This is a genomic window from Abyssisolibacter sp. ZYX002 (assembly GCF_056892235.1).
This window is the reverse complement of the sequence record NZ_JARMXH010000001.1, coordinates 991318-1009336: the sequence shown is the minus strand read 5'-3', so window position 1 is coordinate 1009336 and position 18019 is coordinate 991318. Positions and strand designations below refer to the sequence as shown.

The following is an 18019-nucleotide window of genomic DNA, read 5'->3' as shown; positions in this document are numbered from 1 at the left end:
ATGAAAAATGATAGAAAAAAATTTTTTGGTGTAATGTTTTTTACCGCTATATTATCAGTTGTATTAGTAGTATTAAGTATTTACTTTTTAGTTAATAAAAACAATAATTTTATAAAAATTGTAATAATACTCGCGATAGCGTTTTTTATGATAGTGAGCATATTTGTGATATTCGGAATTATTATACTGAGTAGATGGGTTTATAGTGGTAATATCAATAAAAAGAGTGCAATGTTTCTAAAGTTCTTACTCAAAACTATTTATCCAGTATTGATGATGGTTTCTAAGGTTATAAATATAGATAAGGCTACTATACAGAGAGCTTATTGTAATATACACAATACTCTTATTGAAAATCTAAAAGTAAAGGTTGATGGTAGTGATATATTATTACTATTACCGCATTGTATTCAAAATTCACAGTGCCCATATAAGATAACAAATGATATATATAACTGCAAAATGTGCGGGAAATGTATCGTAGGAGATATTATAAAATTAACAAGCGCTTACAATATGGAGGCTGTAGTTGCAACAGGTGGAACGCTAGCAAGGCAGTGGGTAAAAAAGAGAAGACCAAAAGCTATAATAGCTGTTGCATGTGAGAGAGATTTGACTAGTGGAATTAATGATATAAGCAAAATACCTGTTTATGGAGTATTCAATATAATAAAAAAGACCCCATGTCACGATACAAGTGTAGATATAGATAAGCTAAAGAACGCGATTGATATGTTTATAAAAGTAGATAATTGATCAGTAAAAGATTTGCTCTAGAGATGATATAGTTACCTGCTCTAGAGCTTGTATTTTAAATAATAATACAGAGTACGGAGGAATATATGAAAAATAATGCTAGATATATTGCAATAAATATACTTAAAAATATCAATGAAGAAAAAGCATATTCAAACATAGAAGTTAATAAGAACATTAAAAGTGCAAAAAATCAATTAGACGAGGGATTAATTAGAGAAATTGTATATGGTGTAATTCAAAATAAAATCATGATTGACTACATTATATCCAAATTTTCTAAAACAAAAATAAAAAAGATAGCACCTATAGTATTAGAAATATTAAGAACAGGTATCTATCAGATAATGTTTATGGATAGGGTGCCTGACAGTGCTAGTTGTAATGAAAGTGTTAAGATAGCTAAAAAACTAGGACATAGGGCAATACCAGGGTTTGTAAATGGTGTGCTTAGGAATGTAACGAGAAAAAAAGCTGATATATTAAAAGATGTAGAAAATCTTAAAGGTATAGAATATTTAAATATAAAATATTCTCATCCTAAATGGATGGTAGAGTATTTCATAGATGAATTTGGATATGATTTTACAGAAGAACTTTTAAAATCCAACAACAATAGACCAAAGTTGAATATTAGAGTTAATACATTGAAAATAGATAGAAAAAAGTTAATGGAGTTATTGAGAGAGAAAGATTTTATAGTAAATAAAGCACCCTATAGTAAATATGGTATTGAAATAGAAAATCCTAAAAATATAACTTCATTACAGGAATACAAGAATGGATATTTCTCGGTGCAAGATCAGAGTTCTATGTTAGTAGCAGAGATTATGAGCCCAAAACCAGAAAGCTTTGTAATAGACCTATGTAGTGCTCCTGGAGGAAAAACATGTCACATAGCTGAGATAATGAAGAACAAAGGAGTTATATTAGCAAGAGATATACATGAGCACAAATTAGAACTAATAGATAAAACAGCTAATAGATTAGGTATAGATATAATAGACACGCAGTTATTTTCCGCTTTAGAAATAGATAAAGCAATCATGCAGAAGGCGGATTACGTTTTAGTAGATGCACCATGCTCAGGTCTAGGTTTACTTAGAAGAAAACCAGAGATAAGATATAGGATGAATATAGACAAGATTAAAGAACTATCACAAATTCAACATGATATACTGATAAATGGTAGTAAGTATGTAAAAAGAGGTGGAACTCTAATTTATAGTACTTGTACCATAAGCACTATTGAAAACTTAAATGTTTTAAACAAGTTTCTAAATGAAAACAAAGACTTTGAGTTAGAACCATTTAAGAAAGAGCTAAGTGAAAAGTTAAAGCTTAAGACGAATAATGGGTATGTGAAACTATATCCAAACATCAACAATACTGACGGTTTTTTCATATCAAAGTTAAAAAGAAAAAATATATAACAAAATTTAAGTATTAGTACAATATTGATAAACACTGCATGTACAATGATTTAACATACCATTAGTGCAAACAAAACTATGAAAATACGTTTTTTTTTGATAATATATAAATAGCTATGTGTTATTGTAGCTTGGAGGGATAATTTGAATAATAGAAGCGATATAAAATCTTATACACTAAAAGAGCTAAGAGATATTTTAGCAAATAAGAACATAAAACCTTTTAGAGCAAACCAAATATTTGGATTTGTGCATAAAAAAAATATAAGATGTATAGATGATATACCAGTGCTATCAAAAGATTTAAAAAGTAAACTAAAAGAATGCTTTTATATAGATAATATAAAGATAGCCAAAAGATATGACTCAAAGATAGATGATACAAAAAAGTATTTGTTTAGATTAAGAGATAATAATATAATTGAGAGTGTGCTAATGAAATATAAGCACGGTAATACGGTTTGTATATCTACTCAAGTTGGATGTAGAATGGGTTGTAGCTTTTGCGCTTCAACCAAACAGGGACTTATTAGAAACTTAACATCAGGGGAAATCGCAGATCAGATATACAAGATACAAAGTGATCAAGATTTAAAAATCAGTAATATAGTGCTAATGGGCTCTGGTGAGCCATTTGATAATTATGAGAATGTACTGAAGTTTCTTGATATAATCCACGATGAGTTGGGTTTAAAGATAGGCTATAGACATATTACATTATCGACATGTGGTATAGTTCCTAAGATATATGATTTTGCAGATAAAAAGTTACCTGTCACGTTGTCAATATCTTTACATTCAGCCATAGATGATGATCGCAAAAAGATAATGCCAATAGCTAATAAATACAAACTAAAAGAGATAATAAAAGCATGTGAATATTATATAAATAAAACTAATAGAAGAATAACTTTTGAATATACTTTAATAGATGCAGTTAATGACAGTAAGAAAAATGCTTTAGAAATATATGAATTAGTAAAAGGGCTTTTATGTCATGTTAACTTAATACCACTAAATAGTATAAAAGAATCAGATTATAGTAAATCAAACAAAGATAATGTAAAAAGGTTTGCTGATGTATTAAATCAAAAGGGTATAAGTACCACAGTTAGAAGAGAAATGGGTTCTGATATAAATGCAGCATGTGGTCAACTTAGAAATAACTATATTAATCAAGACTAGAAATAATTTTTATTTTTGGAGTGGAGGGTTTATATGATCTTTGGTGTTTGTTCTGATATAGGAAAAATAAGAACAGTCAATCAGGATTTATACTATAATTCTGAATGCAAAGAATTACCGTTATTTGTGGTAGCAGATGGCATGGGTGGACATAATGGAGGAGAAACTGCAAGCTATTTAGCTATTAAGACTATAAAAGAGATGATAAATAAACATAAAGAAGAGTTAATAAATAAAGAAATACAGATACCTAAATTTATACAAGATGTTTTTAAAGAAGCAAATAGTGTAATTTACAAGGAAGGTAATAACAACAAAATATTGTATGGAATGGGTACTACATTGACCGCAATTTACTTTAGTGAAAAATCAGCGATAATTGGACATGTAGGTGACAGTAGAGCATACCTTCTAAAAGATAATAAATTAATACAATTGACACAAGATCACTCTTTAGTTGCTGAACTAGTTAAAAATGGTAGTATATCAAGTGAAGAAGCTAAAAACCATCCTCAAAAACATGTAATTACAAGAGCATTAGGTACTAATAAACACCTAAAATTCGATATGTTTGAAAGAGAAATCGAAATTGGAGACACGTATATGCTATGCTCAGATGGTTTAACAAATATGCTTGATGACGAAGAGATTAAAAAAGTACTTAGTACTATAAATGACCCACAGGAAATGTGCGATTGTCTTATAGAGAAGGCAAATCAGCATGGTGGAGATGACAATATTACTGTTTTAACAATAAAGATTGATTAGGAAAGAGGTTATTAATATGATAGGGAAAACTCTAGGCAATAGATATGAAATTATAGAGAGAATAGGCGGAGGAGGTATGGCAGTAGTATATAAAGCTAAATGTCGCCTTCTAAATAGATATGTTGCTGTTAAAGTACTGCGTGAAGAGTTTACAAATAATGAGGATTTTATAAATAGATTCAACAGAGAATCACAATCAGCAGCGAGCTTAACTCATGAAAATATAGTAGGGATATATGATGTTGGCTGTGAAGACAACACATATTATATTGTAATGGAATATGTAAAAGGAAAAACATTAAAACAATTAATAAGAGAAAAAGGGAAGCTAAAGCCTAAAAAAGTAATAGAGATAAGTATGCAAATAGCCAAAGCGCTTAATAATGCGCACAAAAACAATATAGTGCATAGAGATATAAAGCCACACAATATACTAATAAATGAAGAAGGAAAAATAAAAGTAACAGATTTTGGTATAGCTAGGGCAGCTACGTCATCAACAGTTACAGTAACAAGCAATGTAATAGGCTCAGTGCATTATTTTTCTCCAGAGCAAGCTAGAGGAGGATATACTGATGCAAAATCGGATATATACTCACTAGGAATTGTAATGTATGAGATGCTGACAGGGGAAGTTCCTTTTCAAGGAGACAGTCCGATATCAGTAGCTTTAAAGCATATAAGAGAAGATATAGCACCTCTAGGAAATGTAGATGATACTATACCAAAGGCATTGGAAAAAATAGTGACAAAAGCTGTTCAAAAAGATCAAGCACTTAGATATGATAGTGCTGAAGATATAATAAATGACTTAGAGAAAGCAAGCAATAATATGCAAGATGATACAATAGAATTTAAGAATTTTGATGATTCTCCGACAATGGTGATACCAAAAGAAGATGTTTTAATTGAAAGTGACAAGCTATTGAAAGAAGATAATGAAACAAAGGATATAAAAATGCCGATAAAAAGGAGAAGACCTTCTAAAGGAAAAGCTACTAAAACTAAAGATAATGAAAAAGTAGCAAGTAAAGGTTCAAGAGTATTAACAGCAATAGCAGCTGTGGTATTGGCGTTTATAGTTGTAGGTGCATTAGCGTTTGGTTATATACATTTTAAGGATGCATTCATAAAAGATGAAGTAACACTTCCTAATCTAGTAGGACTAGACGTAAAAGTTGCAGAAAAACAAATGCAAGATTTAGGGTTGAAACTAGTTGTCAAGAAAGAAGAGTTTAATGATGAATATGGAGAGGGCAAGATTATAAGCCAATCAGAGGAAGTTGGAAGCAAGCTGAAAACAGATTATCCAGTTGAAGTAAATGTAAGTAAGGGAACAAAGCTAATAGAAGTGCCAGATTTGATAAGTAAATCAGCAAATGAAGCTGAGATTGCACTAAGTGACGTAACACTAAAAGAGGGTGAAGTAACACATGAATTTAGTGAGTATCCTAGAGGAATAGTAATATCACAAAGTCCAAAGGCATTTGAGCAGGTAAAAGAAGGTACAAAAGTTTCATATACTGTAAGTAATGGACCTAAAGTTGAATATTTGATAATGCCAAAATATACAGGAAAAGATGTAGAGGCAGCTAAAAAATTGCTTGTTTCAAATGGGTTTGTAGTAGGAGAGATAAAATACGAAAAAAATAATGATGTCCCTAAAGGAGTAGTAATATCACAAAGTCATCCAGCAGGACAGGAAGTTGAATCAGGAATAAAAATTAGTCTTGTAGTGAGCAATGGGAGTCAAAATACAGATGGCGATAGTGAGGATAATAATGAAGAAGATACAAGTACAGTGGAAACTAATGTACCAGCAGGTTCAAAATCTACGCCTATAAAACTCCAGTTGCCAGAAGGTAAAGATAAAGTAGCAATAAAAATATATAGAATACAAAACGATAAAAAAGAAGTTGTATATGATAAAACTGTGACCAATAACAATGGTGGAATAAAAATACTAGTAACAGGAGAAGGGAAATGTAAATTTGAAATTTACTTTGATGGAGTGAATATAGGTTCGCTCGAGCATACATTTTAGGAGGTTGATATATGCTTGAAGGCATAATAATAAAAGGAGTAGGGGGCAATTACTACGTAAAGACAGCTAGTGGTGTTCTCGAATGTAGAGCAAGAGGATTATTCAGAAAACAAAAAATAAAACCATTAATAGGTGATAAAGTTATGGTAGAAGTTATTGATGGTGATAAAGCTGGTTATATAAAGGAGATAAAAGACAGAGATAACCAGCTAGTTAGACCAACAGTTGCCAATGTGTCTCAAGCAATCATAGTATTTGCTATAATAAATCCGGCGCCTAATCTATGGTTATTAGATAGGTTTCTGATTAATGCAGAAAAAAACAACATTGATGCATTAGTTTGCATAAATAAAATTGATTTAGCAAAAGATGAAGAAGTAAATAATATGGCTGACATATATAGAAAAGCTGGTTATAAAGTTTTGTGTACAAGTATCAAGAAAAATATAGGTATTAGTGCTTTAAGAGAATGTCTCAAAGGCAATATAACAGTTTTTGCAGGTCCATCTGGGGTGGGTAAATCAAGTTTGTTAAATATGGTCGAACCTGGTTTAAAGCTTACGACAGGAGATATAAGCAAAAAAACAAATAGAGGAAAACATACTACTAGAAGTACAAAGTTATTAGAACTAGAAACTGATGGTTGGGTTGTAGATACACCTGGTTTTAGTGCATTAGATATAGATAACATTAAGGAAGAAGAATTAAAAGATTTTTTCATTGATATAAAAAGCTATAGTTATGAATGTAGATTTAATAGTTGTATGCATATTAACGAGCCTGATTGCAGAGTTAAAGAAGCAGTCGAAAATGGAGAAATAAGTAAAGAGAGATACCAAAGCTATTTAAGATTTATGCAGGAAATAAAACAAAAAAGGAGATACTAGAATGATTAAGATTTCACCATCAATATTATCAGCTGATTTTGGTAATATAAAAGAGGATATAAAGAGAGTAGAAGATGCAGGAGTAGATTTACTACATATAGACGTTATGGATGGGTCATTTGTTCCAAACATTACTTTTGGACAGGTTGTAATAAAGGATTTTAGAAAGATTACAGATATCCCTTTTGATGTTCATCTTATGATAGATAATCCAGAAAGATATATAGATGATTTTGTTAAGGCTGGAGCAAATATCATAACAGTACATTATGAGTCTACTCCACACGTACATAGAGCATTGCAGCTTATAAAAAGTCATGGTATTAAAGCAGGGATAGCTTTAAATCCTGCAACGCCAGTTGAGAGTGTTAAACATATACTAGATATGGTTGATATGGTTTTGATTATGACTGTTAATCCAGGTTTTGGTGGACAGAAGTTCATAGAAGCTATGAAAGATAAAATTAAGCAACTAAAGTTTATGATAGATGAGAGAAGCCTTGATATTGATATACAAGTAGATGGTGGTATAAAAGAAGAAAACATAGCGGAAGTTTACGAGTGTGGTGCTAATGTTTTTGTAGCAGGCTCAGCAGTATTTAATTCTGATGATATAAATAAGACTATAAATAAATTTAGAGAGCTTACTGATTTTTAGAAAGAGGGAAAGAAATGAATGTAGCTATATTTGGGAGTGGAAGGACTTTAAAAGAGAATATAGTAAAGAAAATCACAAAGGATGCTGATCTCATCATCTGTGCAGATGGTGGAGTAAAGCACCTTTTTAAATATGGAATTTTTCCAGATGTAGTAGTAGGAGATTTAGATTCCATAAAAATAGAGAATTTAAATATATTAAAGCAAAGAGAAATTGAGATAGTAAAGTTTCCTACAGACAAAGATTATACAGATATGGAGATTGCACTTGAATATGCAATTAAATCAGGAGCAAAAGAGATACATATAGGTGGAGCAACAGGTAGCAGGATGGATCACTCACTAGGAAATGTTTTATTACTAAGCTCAGTACATGATAAAGGAATAAAAGCAACAATTTATGATAATAGCAATGAGATAACAATCCTAAAAGAAGAATCTGGAGTCTTTGATAATACCCATAAATACATATCAATTTTACCAGTTACACAAGATGGAGCAATTGTTAGCACTGATGGGATGAAATATGAAGTAAATCAAAAAAGATATAAATTTGCTTCTTTATTTGGAGTAAGCAATGAAATATTAAAAGAAAGTGCAAAGATCACAATACACAAAGGGGTTTGTATTGTTATAAAAGCAGATGACTAATAAATAGGAGCGAAGAATATGCAATTATTAGAGATAGTACCTAAGAAAAGTATAGGTCCAGTTGAATTAGGAATGGATAGAAAAGAAGTATATGCTATATTAGGAGAGCCTAAAGAAGCAGGAAAAGGCCTGGAATGGGTAAATGATTATCACATACAATATGATGATAATGATAAGGTTATATTTATAGAGATACCCAATTCCTTTATAGACACGCACTTTGTTTTATATAAGGGTGTAGATGTATTTGCCACAGAAGCAAAGATATTGGTTAAAATAGTGTCAGAGGATGGTGATTATGAGGATGAAGATGGAGGATATAGCTATAGTTTTAACTCATTGGGAATAGGGTTTTGGCGACCAGTAGTTTTTGAATATGAAATGGTATACGATCCAGAGTTTCAAGAATTGCTTCCTGAAATACAACTAGACGAAATCAAACATAGATTCTTTGAGACAGTATGTGTGTTTGTAGATGGTTATTATAAAAAATAGTAACAAAAACATAATATGATTAATAATATAGTATTAATAAATATTTAGAGACATTGTGCTTTCGGATATTATTAATACTATTTTTGTTTTGGAGGAGGGAGATGAATAATTTATTATCACGAATAAGTAGAAAGTTTAGTAAAATAAGAGGAAGGAAATTAAGGATTAGCAAAAACATGAAACATATTATAGGAATAGTTCTAGGGGTAGTAGGTGCCATAATTATAATACAAGTAGTACCTATGTCTATATGGTTCTTCTTACTTGGAATACTTCTGTTAGCACTGGCTTGGGCATTGTTTAATATGTTATAGGGGTGAATGATATGTTTATGAGGAGTAAATTGTTAATAGTATCTTTGTTTGCAGTTTTCATGATTATAGGTGTCATATTTTTACCAAGTTGGATAGTTTTAGCTGTCGTTGGAATCAGCTTGATGAAAATAGGGTTACATATATACTGTAGATGAGAGGTTATATAATAACCAATATAGTGGGTAATTTAAAAAAATTCACGGATAGTAGTGTACCATAGTGTACATAACTAGTCGTGAATTTTTTTAATAACGTTAACGTTTAGCTTTTTATTGATTATTTTATTATAAAGCTCTTTTAACTTTTTCTGATCTTAAACATCTAGTGCAAACATTCATTTTCTTAATAGTACCATCTATAGAAACTTTAACTTTATGAACATTAGGCTTCCAAGTTCTTTTTATATGTTTCTTAGAGAAAGTAACTATGTTTCCTGATACTTTACCCTTGCCACAAACTTCACAAAACTTAGACATATAAAACACCTCCTTAAACTGTTACTCTTTAACGAAAACCTGCGAACATTACTATTCTAACATAGTTACACATAATATTGCAATAAAAACTTAAAAATAGTATTATATATTAAGTGAGTTATATATATAATATAATGTAACAACATAATTATAATATGTCTTATGCTAGTATTGGTTATAAAGTAATCTTTGCTTAGTATAACCAATTTATTGAAGTATAATAATAATTGTATTTGTCGACAGAATTTATTATAATTAGAATAACAGAATCAGTTGACTAATGTATATACTTAAAATAAACTTATTAATATTGAATGAGATATGACAATGATGTATTATAATATGAGATAGATGAATAAAGAGGAGGTTAGTTATGCCGAAAACTATTAACAATCAATATGGAGATATAAAAATAGATGAAAATGTTTTTGCGAGTATAGCAGGACTTGCAGCTATGGAATGTTATGGACTTGTTGGGATGGCTGCTAGAGGTACAACAGATAACTTAGTTAGATTGTTAAGAAAAGAACATCTGACAAAAGGTGTTAAGGTAACAATAAATGGTGAAGAAGTAAATATCGATTTATTTATAATAGTTCAATTTGGAACAAAAATATCTGTTGTTGCGGATAATATAATTGGCAAAGTTAAATACAATGTACAACAATTAACTGGAGTTAATGTAAACAAAGTTAATGTATATGTACAAGGTGTAAGAGTTCAAAAGGAAAAGTAGGGAGGAAGCAGTATTGAATACCATATATATTGATGGAGCTATGCTAAAAAAATTATTCATAGCAGGTGCAAAAGCATTAGAAAACCTAAAAGAACATGTAAACGCATTGAACGTATTTCCTGTGCCGGATGGTGATACGGGAACAAACATGTCTTTGACTTTAAATTCAGCATTAAAAGAAATATTAAGTATAGATAGTGATAAAATAAGTGATATAGCAAAGGCAGCATCTAAAGGTTCTCTTATGGGAGCTAGGGGAAACTCAGGTGTAATATTATCGCAATTATTTAGAGGTTTCGCAAAAGGATTGAAGGAAACGGACAAGCTGGGCAAGAAAGAGGTAGCTTACGCATTCAAAATGGCCGCTGAAACTGCTTATAAGGCTGTTATGAAACCTATAGAGGGTACAATACTAACAGTGGCAAGAGAACTAGCTGAGAAGGCAACAGAGCTTTCAGAGAGCGAAACTGATATGTATACTTATTTAGACAAGATATTAAAGCATGGAGATCAAGTTCTAGATAAAACACCACAGATGCTTGAAGTTTTAAAACAAGCGGGCGTAGTTGATGCTGGTGGAAAAGGGCTAATGGTAGTTTTAAAAGGTGCGTATAATGTTCTAATAGGAAAAGAAGATGTAGACATAGAGGGGCTAGAAACAGTTAAAGCACCTAAACAAGTTCAAAACATAGTTTCAGAAGATATTGAATTTGGATATTGTACAGAGTTTATTATAAACGATGCCAAAGGTAATGCAGAAAACTTTAAAAAGCAGATAATGGAACATGGCGATTCCCTACTAGTAATAGGAGATGGAGATATAATAAAAACACATATACATACCAATGACCCAGGTATAGTATTACAAAAGGCATTAGAATTAGGGCAATTAGTAGATATAAAGATAGAAAATATGAGATTACAGCATAAAAACACATTATTTGAAGAGGAACAAATACAGGAAACAAAACCTTCTCAAAAATATGGTCTAGTTGCTGTAGTAAGAGGTAAAGGAATAGAAGATGTATTTAAGGATCTAAATGTTGACTATATCATAGAAGGTGGTCAAACAATGAATCCTAGCACAGAAGATATACTAAAGGCAGTAGATTCGGTTAACGCTGAAAATATAATAATATTACCAAATAATTCAAATATAATATTGACAGCACAGCAGGTTCAAAAAATAAGTGAGAAAAACATAGGAATCATACCTACAAAGAATATACCACAAGGCGTAAGTGCGTTGATAGCATTTGATGCAGATGCAGATTTAGATGCAAATGTTGATGATATGACTGATGCTTTTAGTGAGATAAAAAGTGGAGAAGTTACAACAGCAGTTAGAAACACAGTTATTAACGACTTAGAAATAGCCGAAGGTGATATCATAGGTATCCATGATGGAAGAATAGTCGAAGTGGGAGAAAATCTAGAGGATACTTGCTTTGATATGATAAATAAGATGGTAGATGTAGACAATGATATAGTAACATTGTTCTATGGAGAAGAAGTAACCAAAGAAGAAGCACAAAACTTAGCTTCAAGAATCGAAGAAGAGTTAGAGGATTGTGACGTAGAACTTGTATATGGTGGTCAGCCGTTATACTACTATTTGGTTTCTGTCGAGTAGAATCTTCCAGAATGCCAAACTACTGCGTTACTAAAAATATAACGACTAATCATGAGTAGAGAACAGAAATCTATGATTTCTTGTGAATCACTTACTCCTAGGAACGAAGTGAGTAGTGAGCGCCAATAGAAAAACTCATATACGCTATATTTTTTAGTGCCTTGTATTTCACTCATTCTGAAAAATTCTAAAGAAAAACTAATAATGGAAACTTACTGCGTTACTAAGAACGAAATTTTGTTTATAGTTAAGAATAGTTTTAATAAGTTATATGTTAAAAATTGATATTGTATAAAGGGTCGTCTCATGATCTTTGAGATAACCCTTTTTAAGAGATAATAAATGTTAAATAATGGATTGTAGGAGGTGCGGCGTTGAATCAATTATCTAATTCCATACAGTACATAAAAGGTGTTGGTCCAAAAAAAGCAGAAAAGCTTAGGAATATTGGGATAACAACATTTTATGATGCACTTCACTATTTTCCTAGAAGCTATGAAGAAAAGACAGACAAAATCAAGCTAATAGAATCACAGGATACAAAGAAACAAACATTTGATGTGACTATATCATCCACACCAGTTTTATATAGACCTAATAGAAAACTTTCTATATTAAAAGTCAAGGTCCAAGATGACACTGCTTCAGCACTAGTGGTATGGTTTAACCAACCTTATCTTAAGGACAAGTTTAAGATAGGACAAAAGTTGACATTAACAGGTAAAGTAAAACGATCCTATAACCATATAGAGATAAATAATCCAGTGCAAGAATCAGATGATAAATATCAAAACATAAATAAAATCACACCAATATATCCATTGACAAAAGGTATAAAAAACAGTGATATCATAAAAATAATAGATAGTGTGATGAGTAGTGCTCTAAGTGATATAACAGAGACATTGCCATATAGTGTAATCCATAAAAACAACCTTGTAGGTATTAAAACTGCACTAAGAAACATACATTTTCCTAATACTATGACTAACTACTTAGATGCAAAAAAAAGACTCGTATTTGAAGAGTTTTTCATGTTCCAACTAGGTTTAATGAAGATACGAAATAGAGTAAGTTCAAAAAAAGGTATAAAATTTGATAAAAATACGGACATACAAAAACTCGTAAAGACACTTCCTTTTGACCTTACAAAAGCACAAAATAAAGTATTAGATGAGATAATGGCAGATATGAATTCTACAAAGATTATGAATAGATTAGTGCAAGGGGATGTTGGTTCTGGAAAGACAGTAGTAGCTACAATAGCAATGTATCATAGTGTTTTATCAGGATATCAAGCAGTTATGATGGCACCTACAGAGATATTAGCAAAACAACATTTCGAGTCAGTAAGTAACATGTTAAAACCCTTTGATATAAAATGTGGAATGCTAATAGGGAGTATGACTAAAAACAATAAAAATATAGTAAAAGAAAAAATAATAAATGGAGAGATAGATATCCTTATAGGTACACATGCACTTATACAAGGTAATGTTGAATTTGATAAACTTGGAATAGTAATAACAGATGAGCAACACAGATTTGGGGTTAGACAGAGGTTGTCATTAGCTAACAAAGGTATAAATCCAGACGTTATGGTAATGACCGCAACACCTATACCAAGAACATTAGCACTTATACTTTATGGGGACTTGGATATATCAGTAATAGATGAGTTACCTAAAGGAAGAAAACCTATAAAGACATATCCTGTTGGTAGTGATATGTCTGATAGAGTATATACTTTTGTAAGAAAGGAAATCAAACAAAACAGACAGGCTTATATAGTATGTCCATTGATTGAAGAATCGGAGTCTTTAGAAAATCTTAAATCAGCAAGTCAAATGTACGAAGAATTAGTTAACAGCTATTTTTCTGATTGTAAAGTTAAATTAATACATGGAAAAATGAAAAGTAAAGACAAAGAAGAAATAATGAATAATTTTAAAATTGGAAAAGTCGATGTTTTAATTTCTACAACGGTTATTGAGGTAGGTATAAATGTACCAAATGCTAATATAATGGTTATAGAAAATGCTGAGAGATTTGGGCTAGCTCAACTTCATCAGCTAAGAGGCAGAGTTGGAAGAGGTAGTGAGCAATCTTACTGTATTTTAATAAGCAGAGGAAGTAGTAAGGTGTCCATAAAAAGAATGAATATTATGAAAGAGACTAACGATGGATTCATAATAGCTAAAAAAGATTTAGAACTAAGAGGGCCAGGAGATATATTAGGATTTAAACAACACGGTCTTCCAAGTTTCAAAATAGCAAATGTTTTTACAGATATAGATATACTCAAAGAAGCACAAATAGCAGCAAAGAAAATCATGTCTGATAAAGATTTTCTAGCTTCAGATGAGTTTAAAACTGTTGATTATAATATACAAAAGCTTTTTATAAACATAGAAGAAATAGATAAGAGTTTTTAATTTCGTTCATATGGTTTGTATATATTATCAAAACATGCTAAAATATGAATTGTAGGAGAGTGCAAAACTTGAGAGTAATAACAGGAAAAGCTAAAGGACATAGGTTAACAGCTCCAAATGGAATAAAAACCAGACCTACAACAGATAAAGTGAAAGAATCTATATTCAATATATTGGGGTATATAAAAGAAGATGATTACATACTTGATTTATTTTCAGGCTCTGGTGGAATGGGTATAGAGTTTTTAAGTCGTGGAGCAAATAAATGTGTGTTTATCGACATTGACATAAACGCTATAAACGTAATAAAACAAAATCTAAAAAGTACTAAACTAAATAAACAAGCTGAGGTTTACAAAACAGATGTTAAAAAAGCAATAAGAAAGCTAAAAGAGAGACAAATAAAATTTAACTTTGTGTTTTTAGATCCACCTTATAACAGAGATTTTGTTGTAACTACGTTAGAGCTGATAAAAAAAGATATACTATCAGACAATGCTGTAATAATTGTTGAACACTCAGACGAAGAACAAATACCAGAATTAGTAGAGGATTTGAGAGTATTTGATAGTAGAAAATATGGTAATACATGCGTGACTTTTTTGCATAAGAAGGAGGAAATAGATGATAGTAGTCTATCCAGGTAGCTTTGACCCTATTACATATGGGCATTTAGATATAATAAAGAGATGTAGTAAAAAATTTGATAAAGTAATAATAAGCATACTAAAAAATGATGCTAAAAAGACACTATTTAATGTGCAGGAGAGAGTAGCATTAATAAAAGAAGCTACTAAACACTTAGATAATATAGAAGTAGATAGCTTTTCAGGTCTTTTAGTAGACTATGTAAAACAAAAAAATATCTCACTAATAGTTAAAGGATTGCGCATGGTAGCAGATTTTGAATACGAGATGCAAATGGCGATGATTAATAAACGCTTAAACAAAGAAGTAGAGACTGTATTCCTTATGAGTAGTAGTGAGTATATATTTTTGAGTTCAAGCGCAGTTAAACAAGCTGCTAGGGCTGGTGGAGACATATCAGGATTTGTTCCACCAATAGTAAGGGAAGCTATCAACCAAAAAATTAAGGGGGTTTAAAATATGGATGTATTAAAATTATTAGAAGAAATAGAGGATATTGTAGAAGATGCTTCGGTGATACCTTTAACAGGTAAAGTTATGGTAGATAAAGAAGAAATATTCAGCATTATAAAGGCTATAAGAATAAAACTTCCTGATGAGATAAAGCAAGCTGAATGGATTAAAGAGGAAAGACAAAGAATATTAGCAGAAGCACAAAACGAAGCAGATACTTTAGTAGGTGAAGTAAAAACACATGTAGAAGAGCTAATAGAGAAAGATGAAATAACAAAATTAGCTACAGAAAGAGCTAACGAAATAGTAAGAAAAGCACAAAGTAATGCAAAAGAAATAAGAATAGGTGCAATAGAATATGCTGATGAACTTCTAAAAGAAATGCAAAATAGATTGAAAGATACTATCAGTACACTAGAAGAAAATAGAAGTGAACTAAGAGGAATATAACTATTTTTTATTAATTTGGTTATATAATAGTCCAAGCACAAATAGCGTAGCTATGATGACTCCAAAAATCTTCATAGAAAAAGCAAATACAGCTAAAAAGTTATTAGGAAGTAGACTGAGACTAGTATCATAGCTAAATGTTTCTACATAGTTATTTTTATAATAAAAGGCATTGTATAAAATAAGAGTTAGAAAAGCTGATATAAAACCATGACATAATTTACAAGCTAAATATGGTTTTATTTTCAGCTTTGTGTTTTTTATAACACTCATTACCTGAGAATGTATAGAAAGACCACTCCATGAGATAATAAAGCTTACCATGCAAAGCTTCATCACATAACTCACACCAGAGGTAGTTGCAATAATTTTACAGCCATTAGTCATTTCTATTAATCCACATAATAGACCGTTAAACAACTCTTTAGAGACAGATGGGAATATATAATTTAATCCTGTAGATAGAGCAGTAAATAGTGTAGTATCTGATAGTAATTTTATTATTATAGAATATACTATAACAAATCCGCCTATCATCAAAATACTATTCATAGACTTAACTACAGACGAGCTTAGTAACTCACCTATAGATTTTTTATTTTTTTTATTTCTGTTGTATAGAATATTTAGAGAATCGTGTAAGTTAACTTTACTTATGCTGTTTTTGTCATACCTTCTTTTATATTTGTAATCGTAATAGTGTTTAAAAAGTAACCCTGTAAGTAGCGCTCCAACATAATGACTTATAGCAAGGAGTGACCCAATAGAGGGGTTTTTGAGCATACCAATAGAGACTGATCCAATCAAAAACAATGGACCAGAAGTACTAGAAAAAGACAATATTTTTTGACCACTAATAGTATCTATTTTTCGAGCATCCAATAAATCAGCTACTGTTTTAGCTCCAACAGGATAACCAGATGCTACGCTTATCGAGAATACATAAGCGCTTTGACCAGGAACATTATATATAGGTCTTATAATAGGTTCTAGTAAAGATCCTAAGAAATCAGCGATTCCAAGCCCTATAAGGATTTCAGAACATACAAAAAAAGGAAATAATGATGGAAGTATAATATTTAGCCATATATCAACGCCTACTAAACCAGCGTCTAGTGCTACTTGTGGGCTTGAGAGCATTAAAATAGTTAGAATGATTAGTATGTATAGAGATAAAACAAAAAAAAAGGCTTTTTTGAACTCACCATATTTTACTCTAAAATGATTGAATATATATATAAATGACAATAATATTAATAGATATACAATAATCATAAATACCTCCATAGGTGTTTATAAACATTCATAGTGGTATATTATATTAATACTTGACCCTGCATTATGCTAATAAAATTAAATTAAGTACAAAATTGGAGGAAAGATATGAAAAATAGAGTTATTTACATATTGATATTGATATTGACATGTACATTGATTATAACAAGTTGTGATAAAAATAATAGTGAAAAAGAAGAGATTAGAAAACAACAAGCAGTTATAGATGACTTAAACGATAAATTAAGTTCTGCAGAAGAAAAAGAAACACTACTTAAAAACCAAATTGATCAACTCAGAGCAAAAGCTTCACCTGCTCAGCAGAAAGCTGAACTTTACGAGATAGAGCACGAATATTTTCCATTTGTCACAAACAGTACATTGCTATTTGTTAGAGCACAAACTATAGGAGACATTTCAGCGATAGAAGATATGATAGGAGGAAAGTTAAGTGTTATAAAGGAGGGGAATACACTTAAAATACAAAAAGAAAAAGACGATTCATTAGAGATATACAATGAAGATTCATTACTAGTGTACAAAGATATGGTTATACAGGGGTATGAATACTACCCCAAAAATGATATATTTAGAGTTTACATAAGAGAATTTTACCAAAATAAAGAAGATGAAAAAGAGTTGAGTATTAAGCACCTAAATCTATCTTTTACAAAGATTGATAACATAATGAAAATAGTGGATATAGAATTTGATAGTTAAATT

The 18019-nt window shown here is 30.6% G+C and carries 19 protein-coding genes; 17 read left to right on the top strand and 2 right to left on the bottom strand.

Translation table 11 applies throughout. From position 1 onward, the window contains the following. From P3X86_RS04565 to P3X86_RS04520, 10 genes are all read left to right on the top strand, one after another. A complete protein-coding gene (locus P3X86_RS04565) occupies positions 1–756 on the top strand; it encodes a DUF116 domain-containing protein (RefSeq protein WP_483291444.1) in 756 nt (251 codons plus the stop codon). 86 nt (positions 757–842) lie between these two features. Further along, positions 843–2189, top strand: coding sequence for a 16S rRNA (cytosine(967)-C(5))-methyltransferase RsmB (gene rsmB, locus P3X86_RS04560; protein ID WP_483291443.1), 1347 nt, complete (start codon positions 843–845; stop codon positions 2187–2189). A 144-nt stretch (positions 2190–2333) separates the two neighbouring features. Further along, entirely contained in the window at positions 2334–3374 is a 1041-nt protein-coding gene (rlmN, locus tag P3X86_RS04555) for a dual-specificity RNA methyltransferase RlmN (RefSeq protein ID WP_483291442.1), read from the top strand. A 33-nt stretch (positions 3375–3407) separates the two neighbouring features. Then, positions 3408–4142 (top strand): Stp1/IreP family PP2C-type Ser/Thr phosphatase, encoded by a 735-nt coding sequence (locus P3X86_RS04550; RefSeq protein ID WP_483291441.1) that lies wholly within the window; start codon positions 3408–3410, stop codon positions 4140–4142. A 16-nt stretch (positions 4143–4158) separates the two neighbouring features. Then, positions 4159–6186 carry a Stk1 family PASTA domain-containing Ser/Thr kinase gene (gene pknB / locus P3X86_RS04545; RefSeq protein WP_483291440.1) on the top strand — a complete coding sequence of 676 codons (2028 nt, stop codon included), beginning with the start codon at positions 4159–4161 and terminating at the stop codon, positions 6184–6186. Positions 6187–6197: 11 nt separating this feature from the next. After that, positions 6198–7073 carry a ribosome small subunit-dependent GTPase A gene (rsgA, locus tag P3X86_RS04540; protein ID WP_483291439.1) on the top strand — a complete coding sequence of 292 codons (876 nt, stop codon included), beginning with the start codon at positions 6198–6200 and terminating at the stop codon, positions 7071–7073. Between the two features lies 1 nt (position 7074). After that, complete coding sequence (rpe, locus tag P3X86_RS04535) at positions 7075–7731, top strand: ribulose-phosphate 3-epimerase (protein ID WP_483291438.1); 657 nt, start codon at positions 7075–7077, stop codon at positions 7729–7731. 14 nt (positions 7732–7745) lie between these two features. Then, a complete protein-coding gene (locus P3X86_RS04530) occupies positions 7746–8381 on the top strand; it encodes a thiamine diphosphokinase (protein ID WP_483291437.1) in 636 nt (211 codons plus the stop codon). 18 nt (positions 8382–8399) lie between these two features. Further along, a complete protein-coding gene (locus P3X86_RS04525) occupies positions 8400–8876 on the top strand; it encodes a hypothetical protein (protein WP_483291436.1) in 477 nt (158 codons plus the stop codon). Positions 8877–8977: 101 nt separating this feature from the next. After that, positions 8978–9190, top strand: a complete 213-nt coding sequence (locus P3X86_RS04520; protein ID WP_483291435.1) for a hypothetical protein — start codon at positions 8978–8980, stop codon at positions 9188–9190. Between the two features lie 284 nt (positions 9191–9474). Here the strand turns inward: P3X86_RS04520 and rpmB are convergent, their stop codons facing one another. Then, positions 9475–9666 (bottom strand): 50S ribosomal protein L28, encoded by a 192-nt coding sequence (gene rpmB, locus P3X86_RS04515; RefSeq protein ID WP_483291434.1) that lies wholly within the window; start codon positions 9664–9666, stop codon positions 9475–9477. A 373-nt stretch (positions 9667–10039) separates the two neighbouring features. Here rpmB and P3X86_RS04510 point away from each other — a divergent pair, with 373 nt between their 5' ends. The 6 genes from P3X86_RS04510 (at position 10040) to P3X86_RS04485 (ending at position 16021) form a co-directional block, all read left to right on the top strand. Then, complete coding sequence (locus tag P3X86_RS04510; protein ID WP_483291433.1) at positions 10040–10402, top strand: Asp23/Gls24 family envelope stress response protein; 363 nt, start codon at positions 10040–10042, stop codon at positions 10400–10402. A gap of 13 nt (positions 10403–10415) precedes the next feature. Next, a complete protein-coding gene (locus P3X86_RS04505) occupies positions 10416–12035 on the top strand; it encodes a DAK2 domain-containing protein (RefSeq protein ID WP_483291432.1) in 1620 nt (539 codons plus the stop codon). 374 nt (positions 12036–12409) lie between these two features. After that, positions 12410–14470 (top strand): ATP-dependent DNA helicase RecG, encoded by a 2061-nt coding sequence (gene recG / locus P3X86_RS04500; protein ID WP_483291431.1) that lies wholly within the window; start codon positions 12410–12412, stop codon positions 14468–14470. Between the two features lie 44 nt (positions 14471–14514). Further along, the gene (rsmD, locus tag P3X86_RS04495; protein ID WP_483291430.1) at positions 14515–15117 is read left to right on the top strand and encodes a 16S rRNA (guanine(966)-N(2))-methyltransferase RsmD; all 603 of its coding nucleotides are present in this window, start codon (positions 14515–14517) and stop codon (positions 15115–15117) included. After that, the gene (gene coaD / locus P3X86_RS04490; RefSeq protein ID WP_483291429.1) at positions 15095–15574 is read left to right on the top strand and encodes a pantetheine-phosphate adenylyltransferase; all 480 of its coding nucleotides are present in this window, start codon (positions 15095–15097) and stop codon (positions 15572–15574) included. Before rsmD ends, coaD begins: the two co-directional genes overlap by 23 nt. A gap of 3 nt (positions 15575–15577) precedes the next feature. Then, positions 15578–16021 carry an ATPase gene (locus P3X86_RS04485; protein WP_483291428.1) on the top strand — a complete coding sequence of 148 codons (444 nt, stop codon included), beginning with the start codon at positions 15578–15580 and terminating at the stop codon, positions 16019–16021. On the opposite strand, the gene ylbJ is transcribed toward P3X86_RS04485, so the two are convergent. Beyond that, the gene (gene ylbJ, locus P3X86_RS04480) at positions 16022–17296 is read right to left on the bottom strand and encodes a sporulation integral membrane protein YlbJ (protein WP_483291427.1); all 1275 of its coding nucleotides are present in this window, start codon (positions 17294–17296) and stop codon (positions 16022–16024) included. It abuts the gene before it with no gap. A 108-nt stretch (positions 17297–17404) separates the two neighbouring features. On the opposite strand from ylbJ, the gene P3X86_RS04475 reads away from it, so the two are divergent. Then, on the top strand, positions 17405–18016 hold the full coding sequence (locus P3X86_RS04475) for a hypothetical protein (protein ID WP_483291426.1): 612 nt from the start codon (positions 17405–17407) through the stop codon (positions 18014–18016). Positions 18017–18019: the final 3 nt, after the last annotated feature.

Coding starts and splice junctions, on each gene's coding strand:
- P3X86_RS04565 (WP_483291444.1), top strand. CDS start 1: ATGAAAAATGATAGAAAAAAATTTTTTGGTGTAATGTTTTTTACCGCT.
- rsmB (WP_483291443.1), top strand. CDS start 843: ATGAAAAATAATGCTAGATATATTGCAATAAATATACTTAAAAATATC.
- P3X86_RS04550 (WP_483291441.1), top strand. CDS start 3,408: ATGATCTTTGGTGTTTGTTCTGATATAGGAAAAATAAGAACAGTCAAT.
- pknB (WP_483291440.1), top strand. CDS start 4,159: ATGATAGGGAAAACTCTAGGCAATAGATATGAAATTATAGAGAGAATA.
- rsgA (WP_483291439.1), top strand. CDS start 6,198: ATGCTTGAAGGCATAATAATAAAAGGAGTAGGGGGCAATTACTACGTA.
- rpe (WP_483291438.1), top strand. CDS start 7,075: ATGATTAAGATTTCACCATCAATATTATCAGCTGATTTTGGTAATATA.
- P3X86_RS04530 (WP_483291437.1), top strand. CDS start 7,746: ATGAATGTAGCTATATTTGGGAGTGGAAGGACTTTAAAAGAGAATATA.
- P3X86_RS04525 (WP_483291436.1), top strand. CDS start 8,400: ATGCAATTATTAGAGATAGTACCTAAGAAAAGTATAGGTCCAGTTGAA.
- P3X86_RS04520 (WP_483291435.1), top strand. CDS start 8,978: ATGAATAATTTATTATCACGAATAAGTAGAAAGTTTAGTAAAATAAGA.
- rpmB (WP_483291434.1), bottom strand. CDS start 9,666: ATGTCTAAGTTTTGTGAAGTTTGTGGCAAGGGTAAAGTATCAGGAAAC.
- P3X86_RS04510 (WP_483291433.1), top strand. CDS start 10,040: ATGCCGAAAACTATTAACAATCAATATGGAGATATAAAAATAGATGAA.
- rsmD (WP_483291430.1), top strand. CDS start 14,515: ATGAATTGTAGGAGAGTGCAAAACTTGAGAGTAATAACAGGAAAAGCT.
- coaD (WP_483291429.1), top strand. CDS start 15,095: ATGATAGTAGTCTATCCAGGTAGCTTTGACCCTATTACATATGGGCAT.
- P3X86_RS04485 (WP_483291428.1), top strand. CDS start 15,578: ATGGATGTATTAAAATTATTAGAAGAAATAGAGGATATTGTAGAAGAT.
- ylbJ (WP_483291427.1), bottom strand. CDS start 17,296: ATGATTATTGTATATCTATTAATATTATTGTCATTTATATATATATTC.
- P3X86_RS04475 (WP_483291426.1), top strand. CDS start 17,405: ATGAAAAATAGAGTTATTTACATATTGATATTGATATTGACATGTACA.